The organism is Streptomyces zagrosensis (genome assembly GCF_014203645.1).
Classification (GTDB): domain Bacteria; phylum Actinomycetota; class Actinomycetes; order Streptomycetales; family Streptomycetaceae; genus Streptomyces; species Streptomyces zagrosensis.
In genome coordinates, this window is sequence record NZ_JACHJL010000008.1 from 176102 (window position 1) to 201084 (window position 24983).

23 protein-coding genes and 1 pseudogene are annotated in these 24983 nt (G+C 69.7%); 12 read left to right on the forward strand and 12 right to left on the reverse strand.

All coding sequences use genetic code 11. From position 1 onward, the window contains the following. Positions 1-583: 583 nt before the first annotated feature. Positions 584-2026 carry an MFS transporter gene (locus tag FHS42_RS17220; RefSeq protein ID WP_184573109.1) on the forward strand — a complete coding sequence of 481 codons (1443 nt, stop codon included), beginning with the start codon at positions 584-586 and terminating at the stop codon, positions 2024-2026. Then, positions 2026-2481 (forward strand): MarR family winged helix-turn-helix transcriptional regulator, encoded by a 456-nt coding sequence (locus tag FHS42_RS17225; protein WP_184573110.1) that lies wholly within the window; start codon positions 2026-2028, stop codon positions 2479-2481. The genes FHS42_RS17220 and FHS42_RS17225 overlap by 1 nt, the downstream gene beginning before the upstream one ends. 45 nt (positions 2482-2526) lie before the next feature. On the opposite strand, the pseudogene FHS42_RS39120 reads toward FHS42_RS17225, so the two are convergent. After that, positions 2527-2654: pseudogene (locus FHS42_RS39120) on the reverse strand (D-alanyl-D-alanine carboxypeptidase); the annotation flags it as partial. A gap of 25 nt (positions 2655-2679) precedes the next feature. On the opposite strand from FHS42_RS39120, the gene FHS42_RS39125 reads away from it, so the two are divergent. After that, a complete protein-coding gene (locus tag FHS42_RS39125; protein ID WP_246494912.1) occupies positions 2680-2868 on the forward strand; it encodes an FHA domain-containing protein in 189 nt (62 codons plus the stop codon). 256 nt (positions 2869-3124) lie between these two features. Next, complete coding sequence (locus tag FHS42_RS17235; protein WP_184573112.1) at positions 3125-3577, forward strand: lamin tail domain-containing protein; 453 nt, start codon at positions 3125-3127, stop codon at positions 3575-3577. 212 nt (positions 3578-3789) lie between these two features. Here the strand turns inward: FHS42_RS17235 and FHS42_RS17240 are convergent, their stop codons facing one another. After that, positions 3790-4938: a threonine synthase gene (locus FHS42_RS17240; RefSeq protein ID WP_246494932.1), complete on the reverse strand. Its 1149-nt coding sequence runs from the start codon at positions 4936-4938 to the stop codon at positions 3790-3792. A 159-nt stretch (positions 4939-5097) separates the two neighbouring features. On the opposite strand from FHS42_RS17240, the gene FHS42_RS17245 reads away from it, so the two are divergent. Together FHS42_RS17245 and FHS42_RS17250 are read left to right on the forward strand one after the other, a co-directional pair. Then, positions 5098-5901 (forward strand): MerR family transcriptional regulator, encoded by an 804-nt coding sequence (locus tag FHS42_RS17245; protein WP_184573113.1) that lies wholly within the window; start codon positions 5098-5100, stop codon positions 5899-5901. After that, complete coding sequence (locus FHS42_RS17250; RefSeq protein WP_246494913.1) at positions 5898-6650, forward strand: hypothetical protein; 753 nt, start codon at positions 5898-5900, stop codon at positions 6648-6650. Before FHS42_RS17245 ends, FHS42_RS17250 begins: the two co-directional genes overlap by 4 nt. Before the next feature lie 513 nt (positions 6651-7163). Here FHS42_RS17250 and FHS42_RS17255 read toward each other — a convergent pair. Further along, positions 7164-7808: a TetR/AcrR family transcriptional regulator gene (locus FHS42_RS17255; protein ID WP_184573114.1), complete on the reverse strand. Its 645-nt coding sequence runs from the start codon at positions 7806-7808 to the stop codon at positions 7164-7166. A 130-nt stretch (positions 7809-7938) separates the two neighbouring features. On the opposite strand from FHS42_RS17255, the gene FHS42_RS17260 reads away from it, so the two are divergent. After that, positions 7939-8550 (forward strand): NADPH-dependent FMN reductase, encoded by a 612-nt coding sequence (locus FHS42_RS17260; protein ID WP_184573115.1) that lies wholly within the window; start codon positions 7939-7941, stop codon positions 8548-8550. 39 nt (positions 8551-8589) lie between these two features. Then, on the forward strand, positions 8590-9564 hold the full coding sequence (locus FHS42_RS17265) for an aldo/keto reductase (RefSeq protein ID WP_184573116.1): 975 nt from the start codon (positions 8590-8592) through the stop codon (positions 9562-9564). Between the two features lie 84 nt (positions 9565-9648). Here FHS42_RS17265 and rbsK read toward each other — a convergent pair whose 3' ends face one another. The 4 genes from rbsK to FHS42_RS17285 form a co-directional block, all read right to left on the reverse strand. Then, positions 9649-10563 carry a ribokinase gene (rbsK, locus tag FHS42_RS17270; protein WP_184573117.1) on the reverse strand — a complete coding sequence of 305 codons (915 nt, stop codon included), beginning with the start codon at positions 10561-10563 and terminating at the stop codon, positions 9649-9651. A 172-nt stretch (positions 10564-10735) separates the two neighbouring features. Beyond that, positions 10736-12685, reverse strand: a complete 1950-nt coding sequence (locus tag FHS42_RS17275; protein ID WP_312866932.1) for an ABC transporter permease/substrate-binding protein — start codon at positions 12683-12685, stop codon at positions 10736-10738. 4 nt (positions 12686-12689) lie between these two features. Next, a complete protein-coding gene (locus FHS42_RS17280; RefSeq protein WP_184573119.1) occupies positions 12690-14237 on the reverse strand; it encodes a sugar ABC transporter ATP-binding protein in 1548 nt (515 codons plus the stop codon). Between the two features lie 261 nt (positions 14238-14498). Then, positions 14499-15488 (reverse strand): LacI family DNA-binding transcriptional regulator, encoded by a 990-nt coding sequence (locus FHS42_RS17285; protein WP_184573120.1) that lies wholly within the window; start codon positions 15486-15488, stop codon positions 14499-14501. 391 nt (positions 15489-15879) lie between these two features. On the opposite strand from FHS42_RS17285, the gene FHS42_RS17290 reads away from it, so the two are divergent. The 3 genes from FHS42_RS17290 (at position 15880) to FHS42_RS17300 (ending at position 18627) form a co-directional block, all read left to right on the forward strand. Beyond that, positions 15880-16212, forward strand: coding sequence for a putative quinol monooxygenase (locus FHS42_RS17290; RefSeq protein WP_184573121.1), 333 nt, complete (start codon positions 15880-15882; stop codon positions 16210-16212). A 105-nt stretch (positions 16213-16317) separates the two neighbouring features. Next, entirely contained in the window at positions 16318-17421 is a 1104-nt protein-coding gene (locus FHS42_RS17295; protein WP_312866920.1) for a glycosyl hydrolase family 18 protein, read from the forward strand. A 159-nt stretch (positions 17422-17580) separates the two neighbouring features. Then, on the forward strand, positions 17581-18627 hold the full coding sequence (locus FHS42_RS17300) for a TAXI family TRAP transporter solute-binding subunit (protein ID WP_312866921.1): 1047 nt from the start codon (positions 17581-17583) through the stop codon (positions 18625-18627). A 133-nt stretch (positions 18628-18760) separates the two neighbouring features. On the opposite strand, the gene FHS42_RS17305 is transcribed toward FHS42_RS17300, so the two are convergent. The 5 genes from FHS42_RS17305 to FHS42_RS17325 all read right to left on the reverse strand — a co-directional run bounded on the left by FHS42_RS17305 (position 18761) and on the right by FHS42_RS17325 (position 24503). After that, entirely contained in the window at positions 18761-19858 is a 1098-nt protein-coding gene (locus tag FHS42_RS17305) for a M20 family metallopeptidase (protein ID WP_184573253.1), read from the reverse strand. Between the two features lie 56 nt (positions 19859-19914). Beyond that, positions 19915-21354, reverse strand: a complete 1440-nt coding sequence (locus tag FHS42_RS17310) for a sensor histidine kinase (protein ID WP_184573122.1) — start codon at positions 21352-21354, stop codon at positions 19915-19917. Then, a complete protein-coding gene (locus tag FHS42_RS17315; protein WP_184573123.1) occupies positions 21351-22106 on the reverse strand; it encodes a response regulator transcription factor in 756 nt (251 codons plus the stop codon). Before FHS42_RS17315 ends, FHS42_RS17310 begins: the two co-directional genes overlap by 4 nt. Before the next feature lie 179 nt (positions 22107-22285). Then, complete coding sequence (locus FHS42_RS17320; RefSeq protein WP_246494935.1) at positions 22286-23668, reverse strand: MFS transporter; 1383 nt, start codon at positions 23666-23668, stop codon at positions 22286-22288. A 223-nt stretch (positions 23669-23891) separates the two neighbouring features. Further along, entirely contained in the window at positions 23892-24503 is a 612-nt protein-coding gene (locus FHS42_RS17325; RefSeq protein ID WP_376772614.1) for a TetR/AcrR family transcriptional regulator, read from the reverse strand. A 59-nt stretch (positions 24504-24562) separates the two neighbouring features. On the opposite strand from FHS42_RS17325, the gene FHS42_RS17330 reads away from it, so the two are divergent. After that, positions 24563-24979 carry a VOC family protein gene (locus FHS42_RS17330; protein ID WP_184573125.1) on the forward strand — a complete coding sequence of 139 codons (417 nt, stop codon included), beginning with the start codon at positions 24563-24565 and terminating at the stop codon, positions 24977-24979. Positions 24980-24983: the final 4 nt, after the last annotated feature.

Consider the following 24983-nt stretch of genomic DNA (forward strand, 5'->3'; position numbering starts at 1 on the left):
ATGCGGGACCACAGGCCAGCGCCTTTCCGTCCACCTCCCGGGCAGCACAGGCGAGTTTGTCAGTCGGTTTGACGAGCGTAGTACGGGAAGGGTTGCCCAGAGATGCAAATAAAATCGACCCTTATACGAGATGCGCGCGGAGTTTACGCTTCATACACCTGCATTTCATGCGGCATTGTGTAATTCGCAATTCCGCATATCGGCGCACCCGCCTGACCAGCCCGCACGCCCCCACCCGGGCACGACATTCCAGGCACCCCAAGCACCCCAAGCACTCCCGGCGCCCCAGCCACCCCAGGCTTCGTGAGCACCGAACACGGCACCGGAACGGCCGTGGCGCAGTCGATGCGCACGCTCACATCAACGAGCGATCGTCACCATCACCCGGCACGCCCCCGCTTCTCAGCCTGCCTTGACCCGCCCTCGCCCTCGCCCCGGCCCGACCGCGCGCCGCAGGGCGGTGGGGAGCTGCGGACTGACGCATAACAACTCACGACAATCCATGACGACTCATGGCAACTCAGCCGACTTACTTGTACCCTTACAATGATTGGGTTAACACAACTAAACTGGAGCTCACAAAGTGCCAGACGCCGACCTTCGACGGCCTTGGCTTGTGCTCGCCATCTGCTGCATGAGCCTGCTGATCGTCAGCCTCGACAACACCATCTTGAACGTCGCCCTGCCCACCATCCAGCGTGAACTGCACACCTCGGTTTCCGGCCTGCAATGGACGGTCAATGCCTACACACTGGTGCTGGCAAGCTTGTTGATGCTCTCCGGATCGACCGCCGACCGCATAGGCCGCCGCCGCACCTTCCAGCTCGGACTAGTGATCTTCACCGCGGCATCCCTGCTGTGCAGCCTGGCTCCCGGGCTTGGCTGGCTCATCGCCGCGCGCATGCTCCAGGCGGTCGGCGGCTCGATGCTCAACCCTGTCGCCATGTCCATCATCAGCAATGCCTTCACCGACTCCCGCCAACGCGCCCGCGCTATCGGCGTGTGGAGCGGCGTCGTGGGCATCAGCATGGCCGCCGGGCCGATCGTCGGTGGAGCGCTGGTGGAGTCGGCCGGCTGGCGGGCCATTTTCTGGCTCAACGTACCCATCGGCCTGGCCGCGCTGTTCCTGACCCGCAAGTACGTGCCCGAATCGCGGGCGCCGCGAGCTCGCCGAGTGGACCCGGTCGGCCAGGCACTCTTCGTCGTACTGCTCGCCACACTCATGTACGCGATCATCGAGTCTCCGAACCGCGGTGGGACCTCGCCGCTGGTCGTCGGCTGCGCGGCGGCGGCGCTCTGCGCGCTGCTGGGACTGTTGTGGTACGAACCCAGGCGCACCGACCCCCTCATCGACCTGCGGTTCTTCCGCTCCGCACCGTTCTCGGGTGCCACCGTGATCGCGGTTGCCGCTTTCGCCAGCCTGGGTGGCTTCCTCTTCGTCAGTTCCCTGTACTTGCAAAATGTGCGGCAGCTCGACCCGCTACACGCCGGCCTGTTCATGCTCCCCATGGCGGTCATGGCGCTGGTGACCGCACCCATATCCGGCCGCATGGTGGCCTCGCGGGGACCGCGTATCCCCTTGCTGCTCGCGGGGACGGCGTTGTGCGCGAGCGCCGTGCTTCAGGCACTCACCTACTCCGAGCAGCTTCCGGCGACGCTGCTTGTCGTTGCGTACCTGCTCTTCGGCACCGGCTTCGGTCTGGCCAACGCGCCCATCACCAATACCGCCGTATCAGGAATGCCCCGCTCGCAGGCCGGCGTCGCGGCAGCGGTGGCCTCCACCAGTCGGCAGCTCGGCCAGTCCCTCGGCGTGGCTGTCATCGGCGCCCTCATGGCCGGCGCAGCGCACACGAACGCGGCGGCCTTCATCGACGCGAGCCGCAAGGCGTGGTGGATCATCGCCGGTTGCGGCGCCGCCGTGCTGGTCGTGGGTACGCTCACTTCCGGCCGTTGGGCCCGGGCAACGGCCCAGCACACAGCGGAGCGGCTCGCTGCCGAGGAAACGAAGGAGACAGTGACCACCTGATGGAGCACCTGCACGCCAACGAACACCCCCAGGAGGGGGGCGACGCCACCGCCAAGACGGCAGCCCGAGCCTGGCAGGGGCTGAACACACTCCTGATAGAGCGCTACAACCGGCGCAGGATCGTCGCCGAAGCCCTCGGCATGAGCTTCAGTCGCGTCAGGGCGCTGCGCCGCCTCGCCGCCGGCCCGATCACGCTGCGGGAACTGGCCGAGCAGATGAGTGCCGACCCGCCCTACACCACCGTCATCGTTGATGACCTCGTGCGGCGCGGCCTCGCCGAACGCGTCACCAATGCCGCCGACCGCCGGTCCAAACTGGTCCACCTCACGCAGCCGGGACAGGTGACGGCTGCCCGTGCCATCGACATCCTCACCACCCCGCCGGACGCCCTGCTCGCTCTGCCTCCAGAGGACATCGAGGCGCTCGACCGCGTGGTGGCGAAACTTCTAGGCTGAGCCTTGCCGACTTGCTGACTTGTGGAATGTGCCTTCGCCGAAGGTGAGCACGATGCTGTAGACCAGTTCACGGCCACCCTGGTCGGTGACGTACCGGGAGGCGCGGACGCTCCGGTCAGGGGCCCGGTCTTCGCGCGGCCGTTACGAGCCGCTGGCGTGCCGCACATGCGCGAGGGCCAGTGGGGCCCCCTCCAGCCGATGGGCCGGGTCACTGCGGCGTCCACCGGGCTGAGTCAGCCCAGCCGGATCGCCGCACTCGCCGATGGACGACTGCATGTCGTCGCCCACGAATGGAACGCCGATTCCCGCTGCTGGCAGATCACCCAACTCTCCGCCAACGGCCCTTGCGGCTCATGGCAGTTCTGCCCCAGCACCGGATGCGCGTGAGCACTTACCGACCTGCTGCTCTGGAAGCGCCGGGACGGCGGGGCCCGGGACAGGGGCACAAGGACCCCGGTGCGGCGCTCCAGCGACGTGCGGTGACACAACACACCCCAGGTGCACCGCGGTTCACCCTTTGTTGGGAGATCACGTTCCGCAGCACACTTCCCGGATACCGCCCGATTCTCGCCGGACTGCCCGTAGTGTGACCTTCTCGCCGGGGCCAAGGGGGGTTCCCGGCCATGATCACGAGGAATCGCTCATGTTTTCCATACGTACCGCGACCTGTGCTGCCGTTGTCGCGGGGGTGGCTTTGGTGCCGCTGCTGCCCACTCAGGCCCAGGCCGCCGGCTCCGTACACCTGCACAAGATCTACTACGACAGCCCCGGCAAGGACGACCGGTCTACCAAAAGCTTGAACGCGGAGTACGTGCAGGTCAAGAACTCGACCAAGCGCGGTGTGAACCTCAGAGGCTGGACGGTCACCGACGCCTCCCGGCACAAGTACACCTTCGGTTCCTACACGCTGGGCGCGGGCAAGACCGTGACGGTTCGCACCGGTAGTGGCAATGACAACGCGTCCACGAAGTACCAGGACCGGCGGGCCTACGTGTGGAACAACGACAAGGACACCGCGACGCTGCGGAAGTCCTCCGGTAGCCGCGTAGACGCCTGCTCGTACAACTCGACCCGGTACGACTACAAGATGTGCTGAGCCGTCCGCGATCGGCCCGCCGCTGCGGCTGACCGGTAGGCAGCCGGGCAGGCGGGTAGGCGGGTAGGCCCGCACGGGCGCCGCGCCGCGCGGGCGTACGCGCTGTACTGGGCCTGTGCCGTGCGGGGCCCGCGCCGCACGAGGTCACGCGCCGTGCGGGGCCCGCACCGTACGACGTTACGCGCCGTGCGGGCCCCCGCCGTCGTGCGGCGTTACGCGTCGATGCCGGCGGACCGCAGTCGGCGCCGCACCTCCGCCCACTCCGGGGGCACCGGCTCGCTGGTGTGCAGGCCGACCGACACGTCCTTGAAGCCGCTTGAGGTGGACACGCACACCACCGGGCCCTCCATGTCCCCGCACTGGCGCAGACCCGCGAGTCCGGCGGCTGCGGACAGTTCCGCCCACAGCCCCGAAGAGGCCAACTCCCGTTGAGCTGCGTGCAGTTCGTTGTCGCTCAGCAGCAGCGGACGGCCTCCGCTCTCGCGGAGTGCGACGACGCCCCGGTAGCCGCCGACGGAACAGTCGATGCCGTACGCGTCGGTGGGGCCAACAGCGACCTCGGTCGCGGGGACGCCCTCGCGTACCGCCGCCGACAGCGGGCCACCAGCGGCGGGCTCACAGGCGAAGATCCGCGGTACGGCGCCGGTGACGCCGAGGCGGCGCAGTTCGGCGAAGCCCTTCCAAACACCGTAGAGGAGTTCGCCGTAGCCCGACGGCACGAAGACCGCCGCCGGGACCCCGAGGTCGGCGTGGATCTCGTACGCGATGGTCTTGTAGCCCTCGGCCCCGAAGGCGTGCCCGGTGTGGGTGGTGGTCAGGTTGCTGACCGGGTACAGCCCGCAGTCTTCGACGACCTTGTGCATCAGCGGCCACCGATCGGCCACCGGCACCGGCAGCACCACCGCGCCGTAGGCGTGCATGAAGGCGTCAACCGCCGGTGGCGTGTCCTCAGCGGTGAAGACCACGCAGCGCAACCCGGCCCGCGCCGCGTACGCCGCTGCCGCCGCACCGTGGTTGCCGGATGAGGCCACCACGATGCCCGAGGCCCCGGCTCGCAATGCCGCGCTCGTCGTGCAGCGGTTGAGCCGATCCTTGTGACTCCACGTGGGGTTGCGCGATTCGTCCTTGATGAAGACGCCGGGCTCCAACTCGATCAGTGGGGTGCCGCCCTCGCCGAGACTCGGCGCGTTCAACGGCGGAAGCAGCGGCGCCCAGCGCTCGATGCCAGCGCTCGGAGATATGGCGTGCGCCGCGGCGTACCCCGGGTCGAACAGAGCGATGTCCACGCTGTCGTACGCGTAGTCCACCTCGACCGGATAGGAGATGGTGGCGGTGCTGGTCTGGGGGCAGCCCATGGTCAGCGCGGGCCACAGCGGGTACCTGATGGTCGGATCGCCGAGAGATCGCTGGGCGGTCGCCAGTGTGCTGTTAGCTGTCACGGCTGACGAGCCTAGGCGGTCTTCCCCCTTGCGTGACACGTCACTTGACCTTGTCGCGGCGTCAACGTTTCTACTGGCCACATGCGTATTGGAGAACTCGCCGCCCTCACGGGCGTAACCCCCCGCACCGTGCGGCACTACCACCGCATCGGACTGCTGCCCGAGCCCGTGCGGCGGGCCAACGGCTATCGGGTGTACGGGCTGCGCGACGCGGTGGCACTCGCCCGCGTCCGGCGCCTCACGGAGCTGGGGCTGAGCCTGGACGAGGTGCGCGATGTGCTCGCCGACGACGCCGGCAAGGAGCTGCGCGAGGTGCTGAGCGAACTCGATGCGGATCTGGCCCGGCAGGAGGAGACCATCCGGCTGCGCCGGGCGCGCCTTGCCGAGTTGCTGGAGCTGTCCGCGGAAGGCGAGGGGCTGCCGGCGGAGGGCCCCGTGTCGGCCGAGGTCGCCGCTGTTTTCCGGGAAATGGCCCGGACATCGGCGAAGCTGCCGGGCCCGGAACCGGCGATGGCCGCGAAGGAGCGCGAGCTGATCGCGCTGCTCGATGGGACCGCGTCCACCGAGGCCCGCGGCTGGCTGGCCGCAATGACGCGGTCGATGGGCGCGGACCCGGCAGCGATGGAGCGCGCGTACGAGGTGTACGTGCGGATGGATGCGCTGGCCGAAGCGCCGGTCGGCGATCCGCGGGTGGCGGAGCTGGCGCGGGCCATCGCGGCGCAGGTGCCGGACGAGGTGGTGGACGCGATGGCCGATGCCGCCATCCGTGACTCCGACGCCGAGCCGGGTGGCGCCTTCGCCGAGGCCCTTTACGCGGACTTCGCCCCTGCCCAGGCCGAGGCCATTCGGCAAGCCGTACGACTACTCCAGGAGCAGTCCCCATGACCCACACCACACACGCCACATCCGCACGCCCTCCAACATCCGGGCACCGACTGGCGCGCTGCCGCCGCTGGGCCCGCACCCGGGCACTCTCCCTGGCAACTGCCAGCGCTGCCGTGGTGCGGACGACCATGCCACCAAAGCTACGGCGCCTGATGCGGCATGACTTCGTGCTGTCGGCGAGCCTGTTGCGCTGGCTCGCCCGCCGCCGCCCGCACGGGGTGCGCGACGGCGATACGGCGGTCGCTTACGCCGGGGCGCAATCGGCAGCCCTGTACGGGATGCTCTTCGTCTGCCTCGTGGAGACGGTGGCGCTGGCGTATCTCATCCCATGGCCGCTGGTGCACCGAATCGTGCTGGTCATCGACGTGTACGGCATCGTGTTCGTGCTGGGCCTGCACGCCGCGTGTGTGATGCGCCCGCATGTCATCGGCGCGGACGGCTCGCTGCGCCTACGGTACGGGCCGCTAGTGGACATCCACATACCCGCCGACCGCATCAGCTCCGCGCGCCTCCATCTACGCTCCCCCACGGGCCGGCTGGTCGAGATCGGCGATGACCAAACGGCCGACCTCGTCGTCGGCGGGCAGACCACCCTCACCGTCGAGTTGACCGAGCCAGTCTCCTTCCTACGCCCCCTCGGCAGCCCGACCAGCGCCCGCACGCTGCGGTTCTACGCCGACGATCCGCGGTCTGCGCTGGTTGCGCTGGCCGCGCTGGTCACGGTCAAGACGGCGGAAGCCGAGAGGTGAGGCGTCTGCGGCAGGCCGCGGGCGGTCCCAGGAACGTGAAGTAGTCCTTGAGGTCGTGGGCGTACGCCTTGGATCGTGTTCGGGGGCCGCTCGATGTCTGTCAGGTACGCCAGATATTGCTCGATCGGCCCGACTGGGACATCGTCGTCGCCCAGTACCGTCCACGACTCAAGCCGCGTGGTCGGTGACAGGACACGGTGAACCAGCATGCTTCCTCCGGGAATTCACGTGATGGACGGCGGCAGATAAGCACATCCATCAGGCAGATCATCCGGGCACAGCAGCCCTTCATCTACGTGGGAGGCAGCGCTTCTCAGCATCAAGATAATGGTCATTTGTCAGAGCGTCGGGTCGAGGCAGTCGAGGCTGCGGCTTGGCTCAGGAGTCGTAGGCCCTGCTTCGGCCGGTTGTCAGACTCCTCCAGGGAGTGACCCGACACACGGGGCCGCCCGCCGTTAGCTCTCGGCGGAGCTGCCGGAGCTGTCGGAGCTGTCGGAGAGCGGGGCCGAGGGGTCAGCTCCGGTAGCCGTTGAGGAAGACATGGACGCCGGCGGCGATCCTGTCGTCGATGTCCTCCTGTGTGGCTGCGCCGGAGCCTGGGCGGGAGGGGTCCACGGCTGAGATCAGCAGCATGAGGTGGACGGCTGCCTGGTCCGGGTCGGCGGTGCGGAGCAGCCCCTGGTCCGACCATTGGCGCAGGTGTTTGGCAAGTTCGCGGCGGACCCGCAGAGGGCCGGTTTCCTGCCAGACGTCGATGGCGGCCTGCGGGATGTGTCCGGCGTCGGCGTTGATCTGGCGTACGAGTGCGAAGTGCGCCGAGTGCGCGGCAGTCATCGGGGTGACGAAGTCCCGGCCGAAGTCGAGGAGGTCGGCCTCCAGGTTGGTGATCTTGCGCAGGTGCCGGTCGATGATGGCGAGTTGGGCTTCCGCAGCGAGGGTGGCGCTCTCCTGGATGGTGGCCTGGAAGAGCTCGGCCTTGTCCGTGAAGTGGTTGTAGATGGTGCGCGTGGACACCCCGGCCTCGGCGGCGATGGCGTCGATGCTGGCCCGGGTGTAGCCGTCCCGGGCGAAGACGGTCAGTGCGCCGCCGAGGATTGCCTGGCGCTTGTCCGCCGACCGGCCTCGGGGGCGTCCGGTTGCGGTGTTCTGACTGGCCATACTGGGTCCTCCAGGCTTTTTTGCAGCGTTCGTTTTACTAAATGCATTGAGCGTTGTACTTTACCTCGTGTTGAGGCACACAGCACCGCGGTACGCCGCTGCGTGTGCACGCCGAGTCCAGGAGAGACACATGCTCAAGATCGCCATCATCATCGGCAGCACCCGGCCGTCCCGCAGAACGGCCGTCGCGGCCGAGTGGGTCGCGCAAGTCTCCGCCCGGCACACAGCCGCTACCCGGGGGGAGGTGGCCTTCGAAATCGTGGACCTGGCGGACTACGCGCTTCCCGCCCTGGATGAGCCGCTCCCTGCCCTGTTCGGGGACTATCGCCATCCGCACACTGTCCAGTGGGCACATACCATCGCCTCCTTCGACGGGTTCGTCTTCGTCACCCCGGAGTACAACCACTCCTTCCCCGGCGCGTTGAAGAACGCGATCGACTTCCTGTACGCGGAGTGGAACAACAAGGCGGCCGGGTTCGTCAGCCACGGCGTACATGGCGGTATCCGCGCCGTGGAGCATCTGCGGCTGACGATGACCGAACTTCAGGTCGCCAATGTGCGCACCCAAGTCGCCCTCTCGGCCTTCACGGACTTCGCTATCACCGACCCGTCCGAGCCGGGTGTCATCACCCCGGGGCCCCATCAAGAATCGACGTTGTACGAGCTGCTGGACGAGGTCATCGCCTGGTCCGGGGTGCTCAAGCCGCTGCGTACGGCCACCGCGCAGACTGCACCCGCGTAGCGACCAGCATCCGGACCAACCACGAAGACCGGGGGAGTCATGCAGTACCGACTACTGGGCAGGACCGGGCTCCGCGTCTCGGAACTGTTCCTGGGCGCCATGAGCTTCGGGGACGGCGGCGCCTCGCCCGCCGAGGCCCGCCGCATCATCGACCTTTACGACGACACCGGCGGCAACGTGATCGACACCGCCAACGTCTACCGTGACGGGCAGAGCGAAAGCATCCTCGGCGACGTCCTGCACGGCCGCCGCGACCGCTTTGTCCTGGCGACCAAGTACACGCTCTCGCGCGACATCACCGACCCCAACGCCGCGGGCAATCACCGCAAGAGTCTCACCCTGTCCCTGGAACAGAGCCTCAAGCGGCTGCGGACCGACTACATCGACATCTACTGGGCACACCTGTGGGACCGGCACACCCCCGTCGACGAGACCATGCGGGCGCTGGACGACGCCGTCCGCGCGGGCAAAATACTCTACGTCGGGATCTCCGATGCCCCCGCATGGGTCGTCGCCCAAGCCAATACGCTGGCCCACTGGCGAGGCTGGACACCCTTCGCTGGCCTGCAAGTGCCCTACAACCTGCTGCAACGGGACATCGAGCGCGAACTGCTGCCTATGGCCGAGTCGTTCGAGATGACCGTCGCAGCGTGGAGCCCCCTGGCGCACGGCGTCTTGACCGGCCGATCCTGCGACCTCACCCCCCAGCAACACACCGTGGTCGCAGCCGTTCGTGAGGTCGCCGACGAGATCGGCGCCACGCCCGCCCAGGTCGCCCTCGCCTGGACCCGGTCACATTCCGCGGCTGTGCATCCAATCCTGGGCGCCAGCACTGTCGAACAGCTGGCCGACAACCTCGGCGTGCTCGACACAACCCTGTCCGAGGAACAGGTACGGCGCCTGGAAGCCGCCGCTGACTTCACTCTCGGATTCCCCAGTGACTTCCTCGCGCAGTCCCACCCCGGGGCGTTCGGCACAGCCAGTAACGGCCTTGACCGAGGTGCCAGGAGGTGACGGAATCGGGACCAGTGGACGTCGGAGCAGCAAACTGGTCTTGACCGCCCCCAGCCTCGCCACGGGCGACGACGCGGAGCGCGCTCACTCCCCCGGCGCCGTAACCTCCGCAGCGGTGGGGAAGGACTGCTGGGCCCCCGGTCTGGTGACGGCCACCGCGCCGACCCGGACGGCGAACCGTACGGCTGACTCCAGGTCGTCTCCCACGCCGAGCCGCCAGGCCAGTGCGCCGGTGAACGCGTCGCCTGCGCCCGTGGTGTCCACCGCATCGACCGGCTCGCTGGGGATGTGGACGTGGCCGCGCCGGTCGGCGACCAGGGCGCCCGCCGCGCCCAGCGTGATGACCACCGAGCGCGAGCCGCGCGCGAGCAGGGCCGTCGCCCATGCCGCCGGGTCGGCGTCCTCGCTGGCGGGGTGATCGGCCAGCAGGTAGCGCGCCTCGTGCTCGTTGGCCACGAGTGGGTCGCAGGCCGCCAGTACATCGGATGGCAGCAGCGCGGGCGGCGAGGGGTTGAGCACCACGCGGGTGCCGGGGCCCACAGCCCGTACCGTCGCCGCGACCGTTTCCAGCGGGATCTCCAACTGGAGCGAGACCACCGTGGCCGCGGCCAGCAGTGCCGAAGCCGCGTGGATGTCGCCTGGGGTGAGCCGGGCGTTGGCGCCGGGCGAGACGACGATGCTGTTGTCACCCGAGGGGTCCACGGTGATCAGCGCCACCCCCGTGGGTGCCCCGCCCACCAGTACGCCGACCGTATCGACGCCCGCCGCGCGCTGCGTATCGAGCAGCAGCCGGCCGTGCGCGTCGTCACCGATCCGCGCGAGGAGCGCCGTACGGGCGCCAAGGCGCGCGGCGGCCACGGCCTGGTTGCCGCCCTTGCCGCCCGGATGGGTGACCAGGTCGGAGCCGAGCACCGTCTCGCCTGCCGCCGGTCGTCGCTGTACGCCAATGACCAGGTCGGCGTTGGCCGACCCGACGACCAGCAGGTCATAGCCCTCCATGAAACACGTCCTTTCCGCCCGCACGGGCCCTCGCTGTCGCCTCTTGTCGGGTCACCGAAGCTGCCAGCTCAATCTGTTGACCACCGCAGCTGTCACGTCAATCTGCCAGGTCACCACGCCTGCCGGCCCCCGGCCGTGCCGCGCGCCGGTGGCCGCGGGCCCCTCGTATCGGTTACCGGGAGCCTGCGGCAACCACCTTCACCGGCACCTTGACCGTACGACGCGTCGGGTCGCCCTTGGCGAGTTTGATCGCGTTACGCACCGCAAGCTTGCCGAGTTCCCGCGGCTGTTGGGCGATCGTCGCGGCGAGCGTGCCGTCCTGCACGGCCTTCAAGCCGTCCGGGGTGCCGTCGAAGCCGATGACCTTGACCGAGGTGCCCGCCTTGCTGCCCAGTGCCTTGGCTGCGCCGAGCGCCATCTCATCGTTTGCCGCGAAGACGCCGGTCACGTCCGGATGGGCCTGGAGCAAATTAGTGGTGACGTCCAGGCTCTTGGCGCGGTCGAAGTCCGCGGGCTGCTTGCCGACAACCGTGATGCCGGGGTACGCCGCGAGGCCATCGGCGAACCCTTTGCCGCGTTCCCGGGCGGCGGAGGTGCCTGCCGTGCCCTGGAGCACCAGGATGGTTCCCCGGCCGTCGAGTTGGCGGGCCAGTTCCTTGGCGGCGAGCCGACCGCCCGCGATGTTGTCGGAGACGACGAGCGTGCCGACGTCGGCGTTGTTGACACCCCGGTCGGCGGCGACCACCGGAATGCCGGACTTGTTGGCGCCCTTGACCGCGGGGCCGGCGGCGTCGGAGTCCACTGGGTTGACGATGATGGACCCCACCCCCTGACTGGTGAAGTTCTGCACCTGGTTGGCCTGCTGTGACGCGTCGTTTTGCGCATCGGTCACATTCAGGCGTACGCCCGCGGCCTCGGCCTCCTCCTGCGCGCCCTTTTTGAGCTCGACGAAGAAGGGGTTGTTCAGGGTCGAGAGGGAAAGGCCGACCTTCGTATCGGAGCCGGACGATCCCGAGCCGCGCAGCACGGCGCCCAGGACCACCGCCGCCACCACGACGGCGGCCACGCCGAGCCGCAGCGGCGCGCCGCTCCACCAGCGGTGGCCCACGCCCGGGGCACCCGATGCGGCGTTGGACGCAGCGGGACCGGCACCCGCGCGGCGGCGCGCGGTGTCCAGGAGGACGGCCAGCGCGATGACCGCACCGATGACCACCTGCTGCCAAAACGAGGACACCTCAAGGAGGTTGAGCCCATTGCGGAGTGTGGCGAGGATCAGGGCGCCGATCAGCGTGCCGGACGCCTTGCCGACGCCGCCGGCGAGGCTGGCGCCCCCGATGACGACGGCGGCGATGGCGTCGAGTTCGTAGCCGACGGCCGCCTGGGGCTGTGCGGAGGACAGCCGCGAGGCCAGCACGATGCCGGCGACCGCGGCGAAGGCGCCGGAGAGCGCGTAGACGACGAGCTTTTGCCGCCGCACCTGGATGCCGGAGAGTCGGGCCGCTTCCTCGTTGCCGCCGATCGCGTACATCACGCGGCCGACGTAGGTACGGTTCAGCACCCCGGCGGTGAGCAGGCCCATGACCAGCATCACGAGCACCGGAACCGGCAGCCAGCCGCCGAGGGTGTCGCCGAGCGAGGACACGGGGTCTGGCAGGTCGATCGGGCTGCCCTGCGATATCACCAGCGATAGGCCGCGGGCGATGGACAGCATCGCCAGGGTCGCGATGAACGGCGGCAGTTTGCCGAAGGCGATCAGTGCGCCGCTGGCCGCCCCGCAGGCGATGCCGGTGGCGACGGCGAGCAGCACGGCTAGCCACACCGGCAGTCCGTGCGAGGTCGCCGTCCAGGCCAGCACGGTCGCGCAGAGCGCGGCCACCGAGCCGACCGACAGGTCGATGCCGGCCGCGACGATGACGAAGGTGACGCCGAAGGCGAGGATCGCGGTGACGGCTGCCTGGACGCCGACGTTGAGCAGATTTTGGGTGGTGAGGAAGTCCGTGGAGAGCAGTGACATCGCGGCGACCAGCACCACAAGGGCGGTCAGTGCGCCGTTGTCGAGCAGGAGGCGGGCCACCGGCACCGCCCCGTGTGCCTCGGCTCCCCTGGCGTCGGGGTTCTTCACCGTGTTACTGGCCACCGGAGTCCTCCATGTGCGTGCCCTTCGCGACGTCGTCGCCCTTGACTGCCAGGGCCATGACGGCGTCCTGGGTCGCTTCTTGTGCGCTGAGCTCACCGGCGATTCGACCGTGGGCCATCACCAGCACCCGATCGCTCATGCCGAGCACTTCGGGCAGGTCGCTGGAGACCATCAAGACCGCGTGGCCCGATGCCGTGAGTTCGTTGATGAGGTGGTAGATCTCGACCTTGGCGCCCACGTCGATGCCACGCGTCGGTTCGTCGAGGATGAGCACCTTGCTGTCGGCCAGCAGCCACTTGCCGATGACGACCTTTTGTTGGTTGCCGCCGGACAGGGTGCGTACGTGTTGATCGAGACCGGCCATGCGGACCGCGAGCCGAGTGGCGATGCGGGCGGCGGCCTCGCGCTGGCCCGCCCGGTCCACGAGCCCGGCGCGCGTGGCGCGGCGCAGCGTGACCAGGCCGAGGTTCTCCTGCACCGAGGCATCGAGCAGCAGGCCCTGCGCCTTGCGGTCCTCCGGAACCAGGCCGATGCCCGCGGCCAACGCCGCGCCGACGTCGTGCCGGGGCAGCGGCTGGCCGAGCACCGTGACGGTGCCCGCGTCGTACGGGTCGGCGCCGAAGACGGCCCGCACCACCTCGGTACGGCCCGCGCCGACGAGCCCGGCCAAGCCCACCACCTCGCCCGCCCGTACCTCGAAGCCCACATCGTGGAAGCTGCCGTCGCGGGTCAGCCCCGCGACGCTGAGCAGCGGCTCACCGGCATCGACCGGTTCGCGCGGATACTGCTGCTCGATGCTGCGGCCCACCATCAGGCGCACCAACTCGTCCTGGTCGGTGCCGGCCGGGACCTGGGTGACGCTGCGGCCGTCGCGCAACACGGTGACCCGGTCTCCGATGGCGGCGATCTCCTCCAGGTGGTGGGTGATGAAGACGATGGCCACGCCGTCCTCGCGCAGCGCGCGAACGATCCGAAAGAGCCTGCCGACCTCGTCGGTGGTGAGGACCGCGGTGGGCTCGTCCATGATCAGCACCCGGGCGTTCAGGCTGAGCGCCTTGGCGATCTCCACCATCTGGCGGCGGGCGATGCCCAGGTCGCGTATCCGGGCACGCGGATCGACGGTGACGCCGACGCGCTCACAGAGCCGAGCCGCGTCCGTCTCCATGCGCCGCCGGTCGATGAGGCCGAAGCGGCGCGGCGGGCGGCCGAGGAAGATGTTCTCGGCGACGCTCAGTTCGGGCACCAGGTTGAACTCCTGGTAGATGGTGGCGATGCCGAGCCGTTCCGCGTCCTGCGCGCCTTTTAGCCGTACCGGCGTGCCGTCCACCACAATCCGTCCACTGTCGGGGCGGTGCGCGCCCGAGAGCATTTTGATCAGCGTGCTCTTGCCCGCCCCGTTCTCACCGAGCAGGACATGGACCTCACCCGCTCGCAGGTCGAAGTTGACGCTGTCGAGCGCCACCACGCCGGGGAACGTCTTGCGTACGCTCTCCATGCGCAGCACTTCGGGGCCGTCCGGCTCAGCCCGCGGCTCCATCGGGGTCTCCCTTCTTCGGGGTTGCTGGCGATTCTCGGCTGGCGATTCTTGGCTGGGCTGCCTGGCTCGGGGGCCTTGGTTGAGGGGCCTTGGCTCGGGGCCTTGGTTGGCGACCTGGCTTGTGGGCCTGGGGCTTGTGGGCCTTGGCTGGGGAGTGTCTGCCCTGGCGGCTCGTCCGGCTCGTCTGGTGCCGTGGGCTCGTGCGGCAGTTCCGCGCCGGCTCTCCCGCTCGCGCTCCCGCGCCCGCGCACGCCCCCCGGGTCACTCGCCACATGAGCGACGGACGACGAGGCGGGCGGCCAGCGTGACCGATTCGGCGGCGCGGCCGTCGATCAGGCCGACCAGGGCCCGTACGGCGGCGGCGCCGAGGTCCCCGGTCGGCTGGGCGATCGCGGTGACCGGTGGGTCGGTGTGCATGAACCACGGGATGTCGTCGAACGCGGCGAGCGCCACATCATCGGGCACCCGCAGCTTGCGGGCGCGGATCTCGTCCATCGCGCCAAGGGCCATCAGATTGTCGGCGGCGAAGATCACCGCGGGGGGCTCGTCCAGGTCGAGGAAGGCGGCGGTGGCGCGTCTGCCGCTGTCCGCCTGGAAATCGCCCCGCCCGATATACGCGGCGGGCAGCGGCAGCCCGAACTCGCGGAGCGCGGAGCGGAAGGCGTCCACGCGTTCGCGGCCGGTGGTGGTAGCCGCGGGGCCCGCGATGATGGCCAACCTGCGGTGCTCCAAGGCATGCAGGTGGGCGACCAACTCGCGGACGGCGGCGCGGCCATCGGTGCGGACCACCGGCACGTCCACGTCCTTGATCCAGCGATCGACGAAGACCATCGGGGTGCCCGAGCGCGCCGCGTCCAGCATCAGCGGGGAGCCCCCGTCGGTGGGGCTGACGAGGAGACCGTCGATGCGCCGGTCGAGCAGCGTACGTACGTGGTGGTCCTGGAGGTCGGGCCGCTCGTCGGCATTGCCGATGATCACGCTGTAGCCGAGCGCACGCGCCTGGTCCTCAACGGAGCGGGCCAACTCGGTGAAGAACGGATTGAGCACATCACTGATGACCAGCCCCAGGGTGCGGGTCTGGTCGGTGCGTAGCGAACGGGCGACGGCGTTGGGCCGGTAACGCAGGGCGGCGACGGCGGTCAGCACCCTGTCGCGGGTGTCGGCGCGGACGGAGGGGTGGTCGTTCAACACTCGGGAGACCGTCGCCACCGATACTCCGGCCTGGCGCGCGACGTCCTTGATGCCCGCCATGGATGCCACCTCCGTACGCGCTCCGCAGAGCTTTGTAATCGATTACATCGAGGGGAAACGATGACCGGCCTCAGCACAAGAGGAGGGGGCAACTCCGCAACCGGATCGTGACCTTCCGGTCGTTCGGGTCGGCGTCGGTGGCTCGGGCGGCGCCGGGGCCGAGGCCCATCGCGCGCGCCGCGGACCAGCGCCGCCGCGAGCGAGTGTCGCGCCGCGGGCCCGTTCCGCGCCACGTACCGGCCCCGAGCCGCGACCCCGCGCCACCTCGCGAGCCTCCCGCCGCCCCGCCGCTTCTGGCCGGCCGCACCCCATGTGACCTGGGAGGTTAGGCTATTAGGGCGGGGCGGCCCCGCCCCGTACCCCACCCGCCTCCCCCACCCGAGGAACCCGCATGATCTTCATCACCGTGAAATTCACCGTCCGGCCCGAGCGCGCCGAAGACTGGCTCGACTTGGTCGCTGACTTCACCGAGGCCACCCGCAGCGAGCCAGGCAACCTGTTTTTCGAGTGGTCGCGCAGCGTGACCAACCCGCACCAGTTCGTTTTGGTCGAGGCGTTCCGCGACGGCGAGGCCGGCCGGGAGCACGTGGAGTCCGCGCACTTCAAGGCGGGCACGGACGCCATGTCCTACGCGGTCGCCGAGACCCCGCAGATCGTCTCCACCGAGATACCGGACATGGACGGCTGGGGACAGATGGGCGAGGTCTCGCCCCGTAACCCGTAATCCCCAACGACGCTCCCCCACGAGAGCGCGACCGCGCGGCACACGCAACCCCCCGCACGGCGCACCACGGGTGCGCGGCGGCATAGCCGGCCCGAGACTGAGTGCGTGATCTTCCCTCGCGCTCTGGTCCCGGTGTCCGTGCTCGCCCTGCTGGCGCTCACGTCGCCGGCGGCGTCCGCCGGAGCGGATACCGGGGCGGCGGGGCCGCCACCCGCCCCGCGCCGCACGGTCTCCGCCTGGCTGCCGTACTGGCAACAGGACGGCGCCTACCGGGACGCGCTGGCCCACGCCGACCAGCTGCACACGGTCAGCCCCTTTTGGTACGAGATGACCTCGACTCAGCGGATCACCGCGCATCCTGGCGCGGGCGAGCACCGCATCATCGACGGGCTACACAGGGCCGGCATCAAGGTCGTCCCTACCGTCACCGAGGCCCCGAACGCCGCCGCCATGGCCGCGTTGCTCACCGATCCCAGCCGGCGCGCCGCCCATGCGGACACACTGCTGCGGCTCGCCGACAGCCGCCCGTACGACGGCCTTGACCTCGACTACGAGCGGATGAACCACTCCGCTGACCCGGCCGTGCTCCGTCGCGTACGCAACGGGTTCAGCGCGCTGGTCAGCGAGGTGTGCGCACGGCTGCACGCCCGCGGCAAGCAGTGCACCGTCGCGGTGTATCCCCGCACACACGCCAGCGATACGGCTCCCGCTTACGACTATGCGCGGCTCGGCCGTGCCGTGGACCGCCTGCGGATCATGGGCTACAACCTGCACAACGCGCTCGGCCCGCCCGGCCCGCTGTCCTCACCCGCCTGGTACGACGCCATCCTGCGCTACGCCACATCGCGCGTCCCCGCTGACCGGATCGAGATGGGCATCCCGGCGTACGGCTGGGACTACCGCGCCGGCGACCGCGCCCGTGCCACACATCGCACCACCCGTGAGGCGGAGGCCCTGCGCCGCCGCGTGGGCGCCCCGTACGCACTGGACGCCGCGTCGAAGACGCCGCACTTCACGTACGCCGACAACGGGCGCCGCCGCGAGGTCTGGTACCAGGACGCTCGCGGCATCGCCGCCCACCTCCCGGTGCTGCACCGGCACGGCGTAGTCAACACCGCCCTGTGGGCACTGGACTTCGAGGAGGCCGGGCTCTGGCCGACGCTGGAACGCGGCGCTCGCAGGGAAATGCGCGCCAGGACAGGTCCATGAGGCAGGCATGAGGCAGGCATCAGACAACCGTGAGGCCGGCATAAGGCAGACATAAGGCAGGGCTGTTGGCGCAGCGGGTACACCGCCCACTCGCCTCGGTGGCGGTGACTCACCGGCGGGCGTGGGCGCCGGGCCCGGGGTGCTCGTTACGCTGCGTTCGTGACCAGCTCGGACGCCCTCGGCAAAGACGACCCCTTGGTGGGCCCCGCCACCCTTGGCCCAGCGGGGGTTTCGGTCATGAGCCGACGCGGGCTGCTGCGCGGCGGTGCCCGGTCGGCGACCGCCATGGCGGTCGCAACCCTTACCGCGGCAGGGTGTTCGTCCAGCCCGGGGCCCATGCGACGGCTACGGCTGGCGACGGGCCCCGATGGTGGCCCGTACAACGCCTTCGGACGGGCGCTGGCCAAGGCAGTCGCCGCGAGCGGGCGCCGGCTCGATGTAGTGCCGGTGGCCACCGCCGCGAGTGCGGACAACCTACGCCAACTCTCCGAAGGTGACGTGGAGTTGGCGATGACGATGGCGGACGCTGCGCAGGACGCGGTACGCGGCCGAGAGCCGTTCTCCGCGCCGGTGGCGATGACCGCACTGGCCCGGGTGTACGTCAACTACACGCATCTGGTGGTCCCTGCGCACGGCCCGGTGCGCTCCGTCAGTGAGCTGGCGGGGCGCCGCGTCGCCACGGGCGCGACCGGGTCCGGGCTGCGTGCGGTGGCCGAACGCGTGCTGTACGCCGCCGGGTTGAGCGGCGACCGTGCCGTACGCGAACTACGGCTCGGCCTCGCGGAGTCGGCCCGAGCGCTGCGTAATGGCGACGTGGACGCCCTGATGTGGTCGGGCGGTGTCCCCACACCGACGCTGACCGCGCTCGCCAAGACGCTGCCGCTGCGGTTGCTGCCGCTGGATGGCCAAGTCTCGGCGCTGCGCACGGCCTACGGCCCCGTCTACTCCGCGGTGACGCTGCCGCCCGGCGTGTACGGGCTGCGGGAGCCGGTGCGTACGGTCGGAGTCAGCAACTATCTGGCGGCCCGCGGCGATGTGTCCGAGCCGGCCGCGCGCGAGCTGCTTGAGGTCGTTTTCGGCCGCTGGCGCGAGCTGCTGCGGGAGGTGACGGCCGGCGCCCGCCTCGAACCCCGGTTCGCCGTCGCCACCGGGGCCGTGCCCCTCCACCCGGGAGCTGCCGACTACTACCGGTCGGTGTACGGCTGATCCTCGGCCGGCCCAGCCCGGCCAGCCAGCCCAGCCAGCCCAGCCAGTTCGAGCGATGCGAGACGAGGCGAACCTCCCGCGCGTGCTTCCGTTCTGCGCTGTTCTGCGCTGCCCCGCGCTGCCCCGCGCTGCTCTACGCCGCGCGCTGTATCGCGTGCACCAGGCCAGCGGCCAGGTTCGCCCGCTCGGCCATGGCGTCGATCACCAGGTACTCGTGGTCGGCATGGGCGCCCCCTCCGACTGCTCCCAGGCCATCGAGGGTGGGCACCCCGAGGGCGGCCGTGAAGTTGCCGTCGCTGCCGCCACCGACCGCCGTCCCTTCGAGGCCGGGAAGCAGTCGCTGTGCGATCGCGAAGAGTTCGACCGACGCCGACTCGGGCATCGGCGGCCGGCTGACGGCTCCCCGAACCACGAGCTTCGCCCCTTCGAGATGGGGAGTCAGGGCGGCGAACGCGGCTTCGATGCGTTCGGCCTCATCGGCCGACTCGACCCGGACGTCCACGGTGACGGTCGCGGCTGCGGGCACGACGTTGCTCGTGGTTCCTGCGGACGCCACGGTCGGGGTCACCGTCGTGCCCACGTCGGGGCGAGCGAGCGCTGTGATGGCGAGCACCTGGTGCGCCGCTTCGATCAGGGCGTTGACCCCGGCTTCGGGCTCAAGCCCCGCGTGCGAGGCCCGACCCGCGATGGAGACGTGGAAGGTGCCGCAGCCCTTGCGGCCGGTCTTCACGGCTCCGCCATCGGCGGCGCCCTCGAACACCAGCACAGCGCCGCAGGCAAGGGCCCGCTCCTCGATGAGCGCACGCGAGGAGTGGGAGCCGACCTCTTCGTCGGCGGTCACCAAGATCTCGACCCCGGACCGGTCTTCGAGCGCCGCCAGGCCATGGATGGCCTGCACCAAACCGCCCAACATGTCAAAGACCCCGGGGCCGGTTGCTCGCCCGCCTTCGACCGTGAACGGGCGGCGGTCGAGGGTGCCGAGCGGAAATACCGTGTCGTGGTGTCCGAGGATCAGCACCCGGGGATCGCCACCAGCCGCCCAGCGAACATGCGGCCCTGCCTCGCTCTCCACGAGGCTGGCCCGCCCACCGAGGCGGCTTTCGATGAGGGAGCCGACAGCTTGGGCCGATGCCCGCAAGGCGTCGAGATCGCCCGATGGCGACTCGATTTCCACGAGCGTCCGCAGATCATCAATCATCGCGTCAACGTTCACATCGACGGCTTTGTGCATCGTCACGTCGCCAGGGTACGGGTACGCCGGGCCGAGCCGTACCCGACGTACCCGGCTCAGGGCGTCTGACCTGCTGCTACGTCGCCGCTTGCGGACACGTCGCCGCCTACCGTCACGTCTTCACCCACTGCGGCTGCCGGGAGCCGCAGCTCCACCGCGAGGCCGTGCGGGGACTCGGCCATCGTCGTCAGGGTGCCGCCGCTCGCACGTGCCAACTCATCGGCGATGGCCAGGCCCAGTCCGCTGCCGGGCACGTTTTGGTGCTCGGCGCCGCGGGTGAAGCGCCTGATCACGGTGGGAAGTTGGTCCGCCGGTACGCCGGGCCCGTCGTCGGCGACGCGTACCAGCACCGCGTTGTCCCGGGCGACGGCCCGCACCCGCACCCGGCCGCCGGGCGGCACGAATTTGGCGGCGTTGTCCAAGAGCGCGTCGAGCACCCGGCCCACCGCATCCGGCAGCGCCCGTACCCGCAACCCGTCCGCGACCTCGGCGGACAGGTCGAGCCGGGCAGCGCGGAACACCGGCGACCAGGCCGCGACCCGTTCCCGTACCGCGGTGGAGGCGTTCTGGTCGGCGCGTTCGGCCGTGCCCGACTCCACGCGGGCCAGCGCGAGCAGCCCGTCCAACAACTCCTCAAGACGCTCGGCCTCGTCCAGCGCGCGGGCGTGTTCGGGGCGTCCGGCCGGCGCGAGGTGGGGCTCGACGTTCTCCAGTTGCAGCACCAGGGTGGCCAGCGGGTTGCGCAACTGGTGTGAGGCGTCGGCGACGAAGTCACGCTGCCGGCGGATGGAGTCGGCCATGCCCTCGGCCATGGTGTTGAAATGCCGTCTTAGGCTCCGCAGTTCCGGCGGCCCCGAAGCGGATACGGCGCGGGTGTGCAGGCTGCCGGCGGCCAGGCCGCCAACGGCCTGGTCGAGGTCGCGGACCGGGCGCATCAGCCACCGGGTGATCCCGGCCGCGGCCAGCGCCGCCGCGGCGAAGGCGGCGACGGCACCGGCCGCGATCAGCGACCAGCGGGCCGTCACGTCCCGGCGCGCGACGTCGGTGGGGACAGCCAGCAGCACGGCGCCACTGACCCGCTCGTCCCTGCCGACCGGTTCGGCCAGCACCTCGGTGTCCGGGCCCCAGGGCCGTACGGTGGGTAGCCGCTCCGTCGAGCGACCGGCCAGCGCCCGGTTCTTGGCGTCCGCCGCGCGCGGGCCCGCCCACCAGGAACGGGGGCCGGCGCGCAGCATGGTGCGGCCGTTGGCGTCGCTGATCAGCACACCGGCTCCGTACAACTGCGCATAGCGGTGGATCTCCGCTGACAGCTCCGACTGGTCGGCTTCGGTGAGCCCGCGGTCGGCGAGGTCGGCGAACCGCACGGCGTCCGCGCGCCGTTGGAGCAGCAGGTGCTCGGTGCGGCCCCGGGCGTACGCGTCGGCGAGCGGCAGGGAGAGCAGGATGGTCGCCGCCCCCATCAGCGCCATCAGCACGGCAAGCAGCCGGCGCCTCATCGGACGCCGGGCTCCCGGTCCACGGCGCTGGTGCCTTGCTCACCGAGCGAGGTGCCGGGGCCGAGTTGGTAGCCGAAGCCGTGCACGGTGCGTACCAGACCGGGTCTGCCGGTTTTGGCGCGGATGCCCGCGACATGGACATCCAGCGAGCGCGACGCGGCCTGGAGGGCGTCGCCCCACACCCGGTACAGGATCTCGTCGCGCGAGTGCACCTCGCCGGGCCGGGCGGCCAGGTGTGCGAGGACGTCGAACTCGCGTCGGGTCAGTCGCACCTGGTCTCCGGCCACGGTCACGGTGCGGCCTGCGAGGTCGATCAGCGCGTCCCCGGCCCGTACCGGCTCCTGCCCGGCCCGGCCCACGCCGTACGCCGGGTCCGCTGTCGGCTCAGCGCCGGCCCCCGGGGCGGAGCGGCGGCGTACGGAGTCGATGCGCGCCATCAACTCGGCCATCCGGAACGGCTTGACCACGTAGTCGTCGGCACCGGCCCGCAGCCCGCGCACGATGTCGTGCTCCTCACACCGGGCGGTGACGACGATCAGCGGCACCGCGCATACGGCACGTAGCCGGCGCAGCAGCTCCAGCCCGTCCAGGTCCGGCAGCCCGAGGTCGAGGAGGACGAATTCGGCTTCCCCGGTGTGCCGCAGCGCGTCCAGGGCGCGGCTGACCCGGCGCACGGTATGTCCGCGCAGGGCCAGCGCGGTGCCAAGGGCGTGCGCCATCCGATCGTCGTCCTCGACGAGCAAGGTGTGCATGAGGACTCTCCTGGTGGCCGGGGGCAACAGCTACCGGAATACCACGAGCCACGGCGGAAGCCGCATCCCCGCCGCCCGGGGCCGTGCCTTCTCGCCGCCCAGGGACTCTGCCTTCCCGCCGCCGGCGGCGGCGGACAGTCCGCCGCGCCCGCGCCGCGCGGCACCGGGCCGGGCCGGGCTCAGCGCGTGGTGGTCGAGCCGGCGGTGATGGATCGGTCCGCACCAGGCAGCGAGGTGCCGGTCCCGGAGGCAGCGCCTGCTGCGGCGCCGGCCTCGGCGCCACCAGCACCAGCACCAGCACCAGCAGTCTCGTTCTCGGCGCGGCTCAGCGCCACGTTCTTGGTATCCGGCATCAGGAGATACGTCACCAGCGAGACAAACGCACAGCCCGAGACGTACCAGAAGAACATCGACTCATGGCCGCTCTTCTTGAACCACAGCGCCACGTACTCCGCCGTGCCGCCGAACAGCGCGTTAGCCACCGCATAGGGCAGGGCCACGCCGAGCGCACGCACCCTGGTCGGGAACAACTCCGCCTTCACGGCCGCGTTGATCGACGTATAGCCGGTGACGATGACCAGGGCGATCAGGGAGAGGCCGAGCGCGGGCCAGTATGAGGAGGCCGAGCCAAGAGCGGTCATGATCGGGTACGTACCGACCGTGCAGCCGAAGGCGAAGGTGATGAGCAGCGGGCGGCGGCCGATCCGGTCGGACAGCGCGCCGGCGAATGGTTGCAGCACCGCGAAGACCGCGAGCGCGGTGAAGCTGACCAAGGTGGCGGTGTTCTTCTCCATTCCGGCGCTGCCGATCAGGTACTTCGTCAGATAGGTGGTGTACGTGTAGTAGGCCACCGTGCCGCCGAGGGTCAGGGCCATGACCAGGCCCGCCTGGCGGCGGTGTGCCCACAGCACCTTGAGCGTGCCCGCGTCGTCGTCCGAGCCCGCGCCGTCCTGCTCCTGGAACGCCTGCGTCTCCGTGAGCCGGCGCCGTAGCCAGAACACGACCAGTGCGAACACTGCGCCAACGAGAAACGGCACCCGCCAACCCCAACTCTCCAACTGGGCGGTGGTCAAGGTGTGTTGCATCGTGATCAGGATGGCGAGGCCAAGGAGTTGCCCGCAGGTCATCGACACGTACTGGAACGAGGAGCCGAGGCCGCGGCGATGGGGTGCGGACGCCTCCGTGAGATACGTGGCGCTGGCCGCGTACTCCCCGCCAATGCTCATCCCTTGCAGCAACCGGGCCAAAAGCAGCACCAGTGCGCCGAAGTAACCCGCCTGATCGTAGGTGGGCGCAATGGCGATCAACAGGGCAGCCACCGACATCATGGTGACGGTGAGCGTGAGTGCACTTTTGCGGCCATGCCGGTCGGCGGCCCGTCCCAGCACCCAGCCGCCGACCGGACGCATCAAAAAGCCGACCGCGAAGATGCCCGCCGTATTCATCAGCTTGGTCGTCGGGTTATCGCCGGGGAAAAAGGAGTCGGCGAAGTAGATGGCAAAGCTGGCGTAGATAAACCAGTCGTACCACTCGACGAGATTGCCTAGCGATCCGCCGATCAGTGCGAAGCGGCGCTGCTTGCGCTCCTCGGCCGAGTCACGGTGGGGAAATGCGCCGTGCGGACATTCACCGTATGAGGATGCTGCGGCGGCGTGCGATGGCATGGCGACTCCGATGCGCTCCTGGGAGGGTGGTGCGGGGTGCCCAGAGCATGTGGTGACGCAGCATTGGCTCACAAGGCGCGGCGACGAGATCTAACGTTTCGCTAAGAAAGCGGCCGTCGAGTTAGCCGATGCGCAGTGCCTGCAGCAGTTGTCCCAGCGCGGCTTTGGTGTGGTTGAGGTCTTCGGGGTCGGAGGAGGACGCCAGCCAAAGGGCCGCCTCGTTCATCGCCCCCGACAGTAGGTGGACCAGCGGTGCGACCGGCTGCGGGGCGACGATCCCCTCGTCCATGAGGAAGGACAACGCGTCGGCGAGATGGCGGGCCGAGGCTGCCTCGTCCATCGCCCGCCATTGACTCCATCCCAGCACGGCGGGCCCGTCGACGAGCATGACCCGCTGAATGTCCGGATCAGTGGTCGCGGTGAGGAACTCCTGGCAGCCGGCGGTCAACTGGGTCCAGGGATCGTCATGGGTGTCGGCGGCGGCAGCCACGCGTTGGCCCACTTCCTGCTGCAACTCCTCCAAGACGGCCCGGAAGAGGTCCGTCTTACCGGTGAAGTGGTGGTAGAGCGCGCCCTTGGTCACCCCGGCTGCCTGGACGATCTCCGCCAGACTCACAGCGCCATAGCCGCGGCCAGAAAACAGGCGCCTGCCTTCCCGCAGCAGCGACTGCCTGGTCTGCTCCCGCTGCTGCGCCCGGATGCCGTGCTGCTGCATCGCACTCCTCATTGACATACCGACAGTATGCGAATAACGTCACTCGCATACCAATGGTACGCGAAAGGGATTCAGGTATGAAACTGACCGGCTTCTATCCCGTGATCAACACAGCGAAGCTACGAGAGTCCCGCGACTTCTACACCCGGCTGCTGGGCTTCGAGACGACGTTCGAGGCCGACTGGTACGTCAGCCTGCGGCGGCCGGAAGCCCCCGGTTACGAGCTCGCCCTCCTCGACCACACCCACCCGACGAATCCACCGGGCAACCGGGTCCCCGCACAGGGCCTGCTGCTCAACTTCGAAGTGGAGGACGTGGACGCGGAGTGGGAACGGCTCGTCGCCAACGAAGGACTGCACCCCATCCGTGAACTGCGCAGCGAGGACTTCGGGCAACGACACTTCATCGTGGCCGACCCCAACGGCGTACTGATAGACGTCATCACGCCCATCGCCCCCACCGCGCAATACTCCGAGCAGTACGTCACCGGCTGACCCC

Excerpts from the sequence above, each read along its gene's own strand:
- FHS42_RS17225 (WP_184573110.1), top strand. The coding sequence starts at position 2,026 with ATGGAGCACCTGCACGCCAACGAACACCCCCAGGAGGGGGGCGACGCC.
- FHS42_RS17255 (WP_184573114.1), bottom strand. The coding sequence starts at position 7,808 with ATGGCCAGTCAGAACACCGCAACCGGACGCCCCCGAGGCCGGTCGGCG.
- FHS42_RS17310 (WP_184573122.1), bottom strand. The coding sequence starts at position 21,354 with ATGAGGCGCCGGCTGCTTGCCGTGCTGATGGCGCTGATGGGGGCGGCG.
- FHS42_RS17290 (WP_184573121.1), top strand. The coding sequence starts at position 15,880 with ATGATCTTCATCACCGTGAAATTCACCGTCCGGCCCGAGCGCGCCGAA.
- FHS42_RS17315 (WP_184573123.1), bottom strand. The coding sequence starts at position 22,106 with ATGCACACCTTGCTCGTCGAGGACGACGATCGGATGGCGCACGCCCTT.
- FHS42_RS17280 (WP_184573119.1), bottom strand. The coding sequence starts at position 14,237 with ATGGAGCCGCGGGCTGAGCCGGACGGCCCCGAAGTGCTGCGCATGGAG.
- FHS42_RS17260 (WP_184573115.1), top strand. The coding sequence starts at position 7,939 with ATGCTCAAGATCGCCATCATCATCGGCAGCACCCGGCCGTCCCGCAGA.
- FHS42_RS17245 (WP_184573113.1), top strand. The coding sequence starts at position 5,098 with ATGCGTATTGGAGAACTCGCCGCCCTCACGGGCGTAACCCCCCGCACC.
- FHS42_RS17305 (WP_184573253.1), bottom strand. The coding sequence starts at position 19,858 with ATGCACAAAGCCGTCGATGTGAACGTTGACGCGATGATTGATGATCTG.
- FHS42_RS17235 (WP_184573112.1), top strand. The coding sequence starts at position 3,125 with ATGTTTTCCATACGTACCGCGACCTGTGCTGCCGTTGTCGCGGGGGTG.
- FHS42_RS17265 (WP_184573116.1), top strand. The coding sequence starts at position 8,590 with ATGCAGTACCGACTACTGGGCAGGACCGGGCTCCGCGTCTCGGAACTG.
- FHS42_RS17325 (WP_376772614.1), bottom strand. The coding sequence starts at position 24,503 with ATGTCAATGAGGAGTGCGATGCAGCAGCACGGCATCCGGGCGCAGCAG.
- FHS42_RS17330 (WP_184573125.1), top strand. The coding sequence starts at position 24,563 with ATGAAACTGACCGGCTTCTATCCCGTGATCAACACAGCGAAGCTACGA.
- FHS42_RS17250 (WP_246494913.1), top strand. The coding sequence starts at position 5,898 with ATGACCCACACCACACACGCCACATCCGCACGCCCTCCAACATCCGGG.
- FHS42_RS17285 (WP_184573120.1), bottom strand. The coding sequence starts at position 15,488 with ATGGCGGGCATCAAGGACGTCGCGCGCCAGGCCGGAGTATCGGTGGCG.
- rbsK (WP_184573117.1), bottom strand. The coding sequence starts at position 10,563 with ATGGAGGGCTATGACCTGCTGGTCGTCGGGTCGGCCAACGCCGACCTG.
- FHS42_RS39125 (WP_246494912.1), top strand. The coding sequence starts at position 2,680 with ATGGGCCGGGTCACTGCGGCGTCCACCGGGCTGAGTCAGCCCAGCCGG.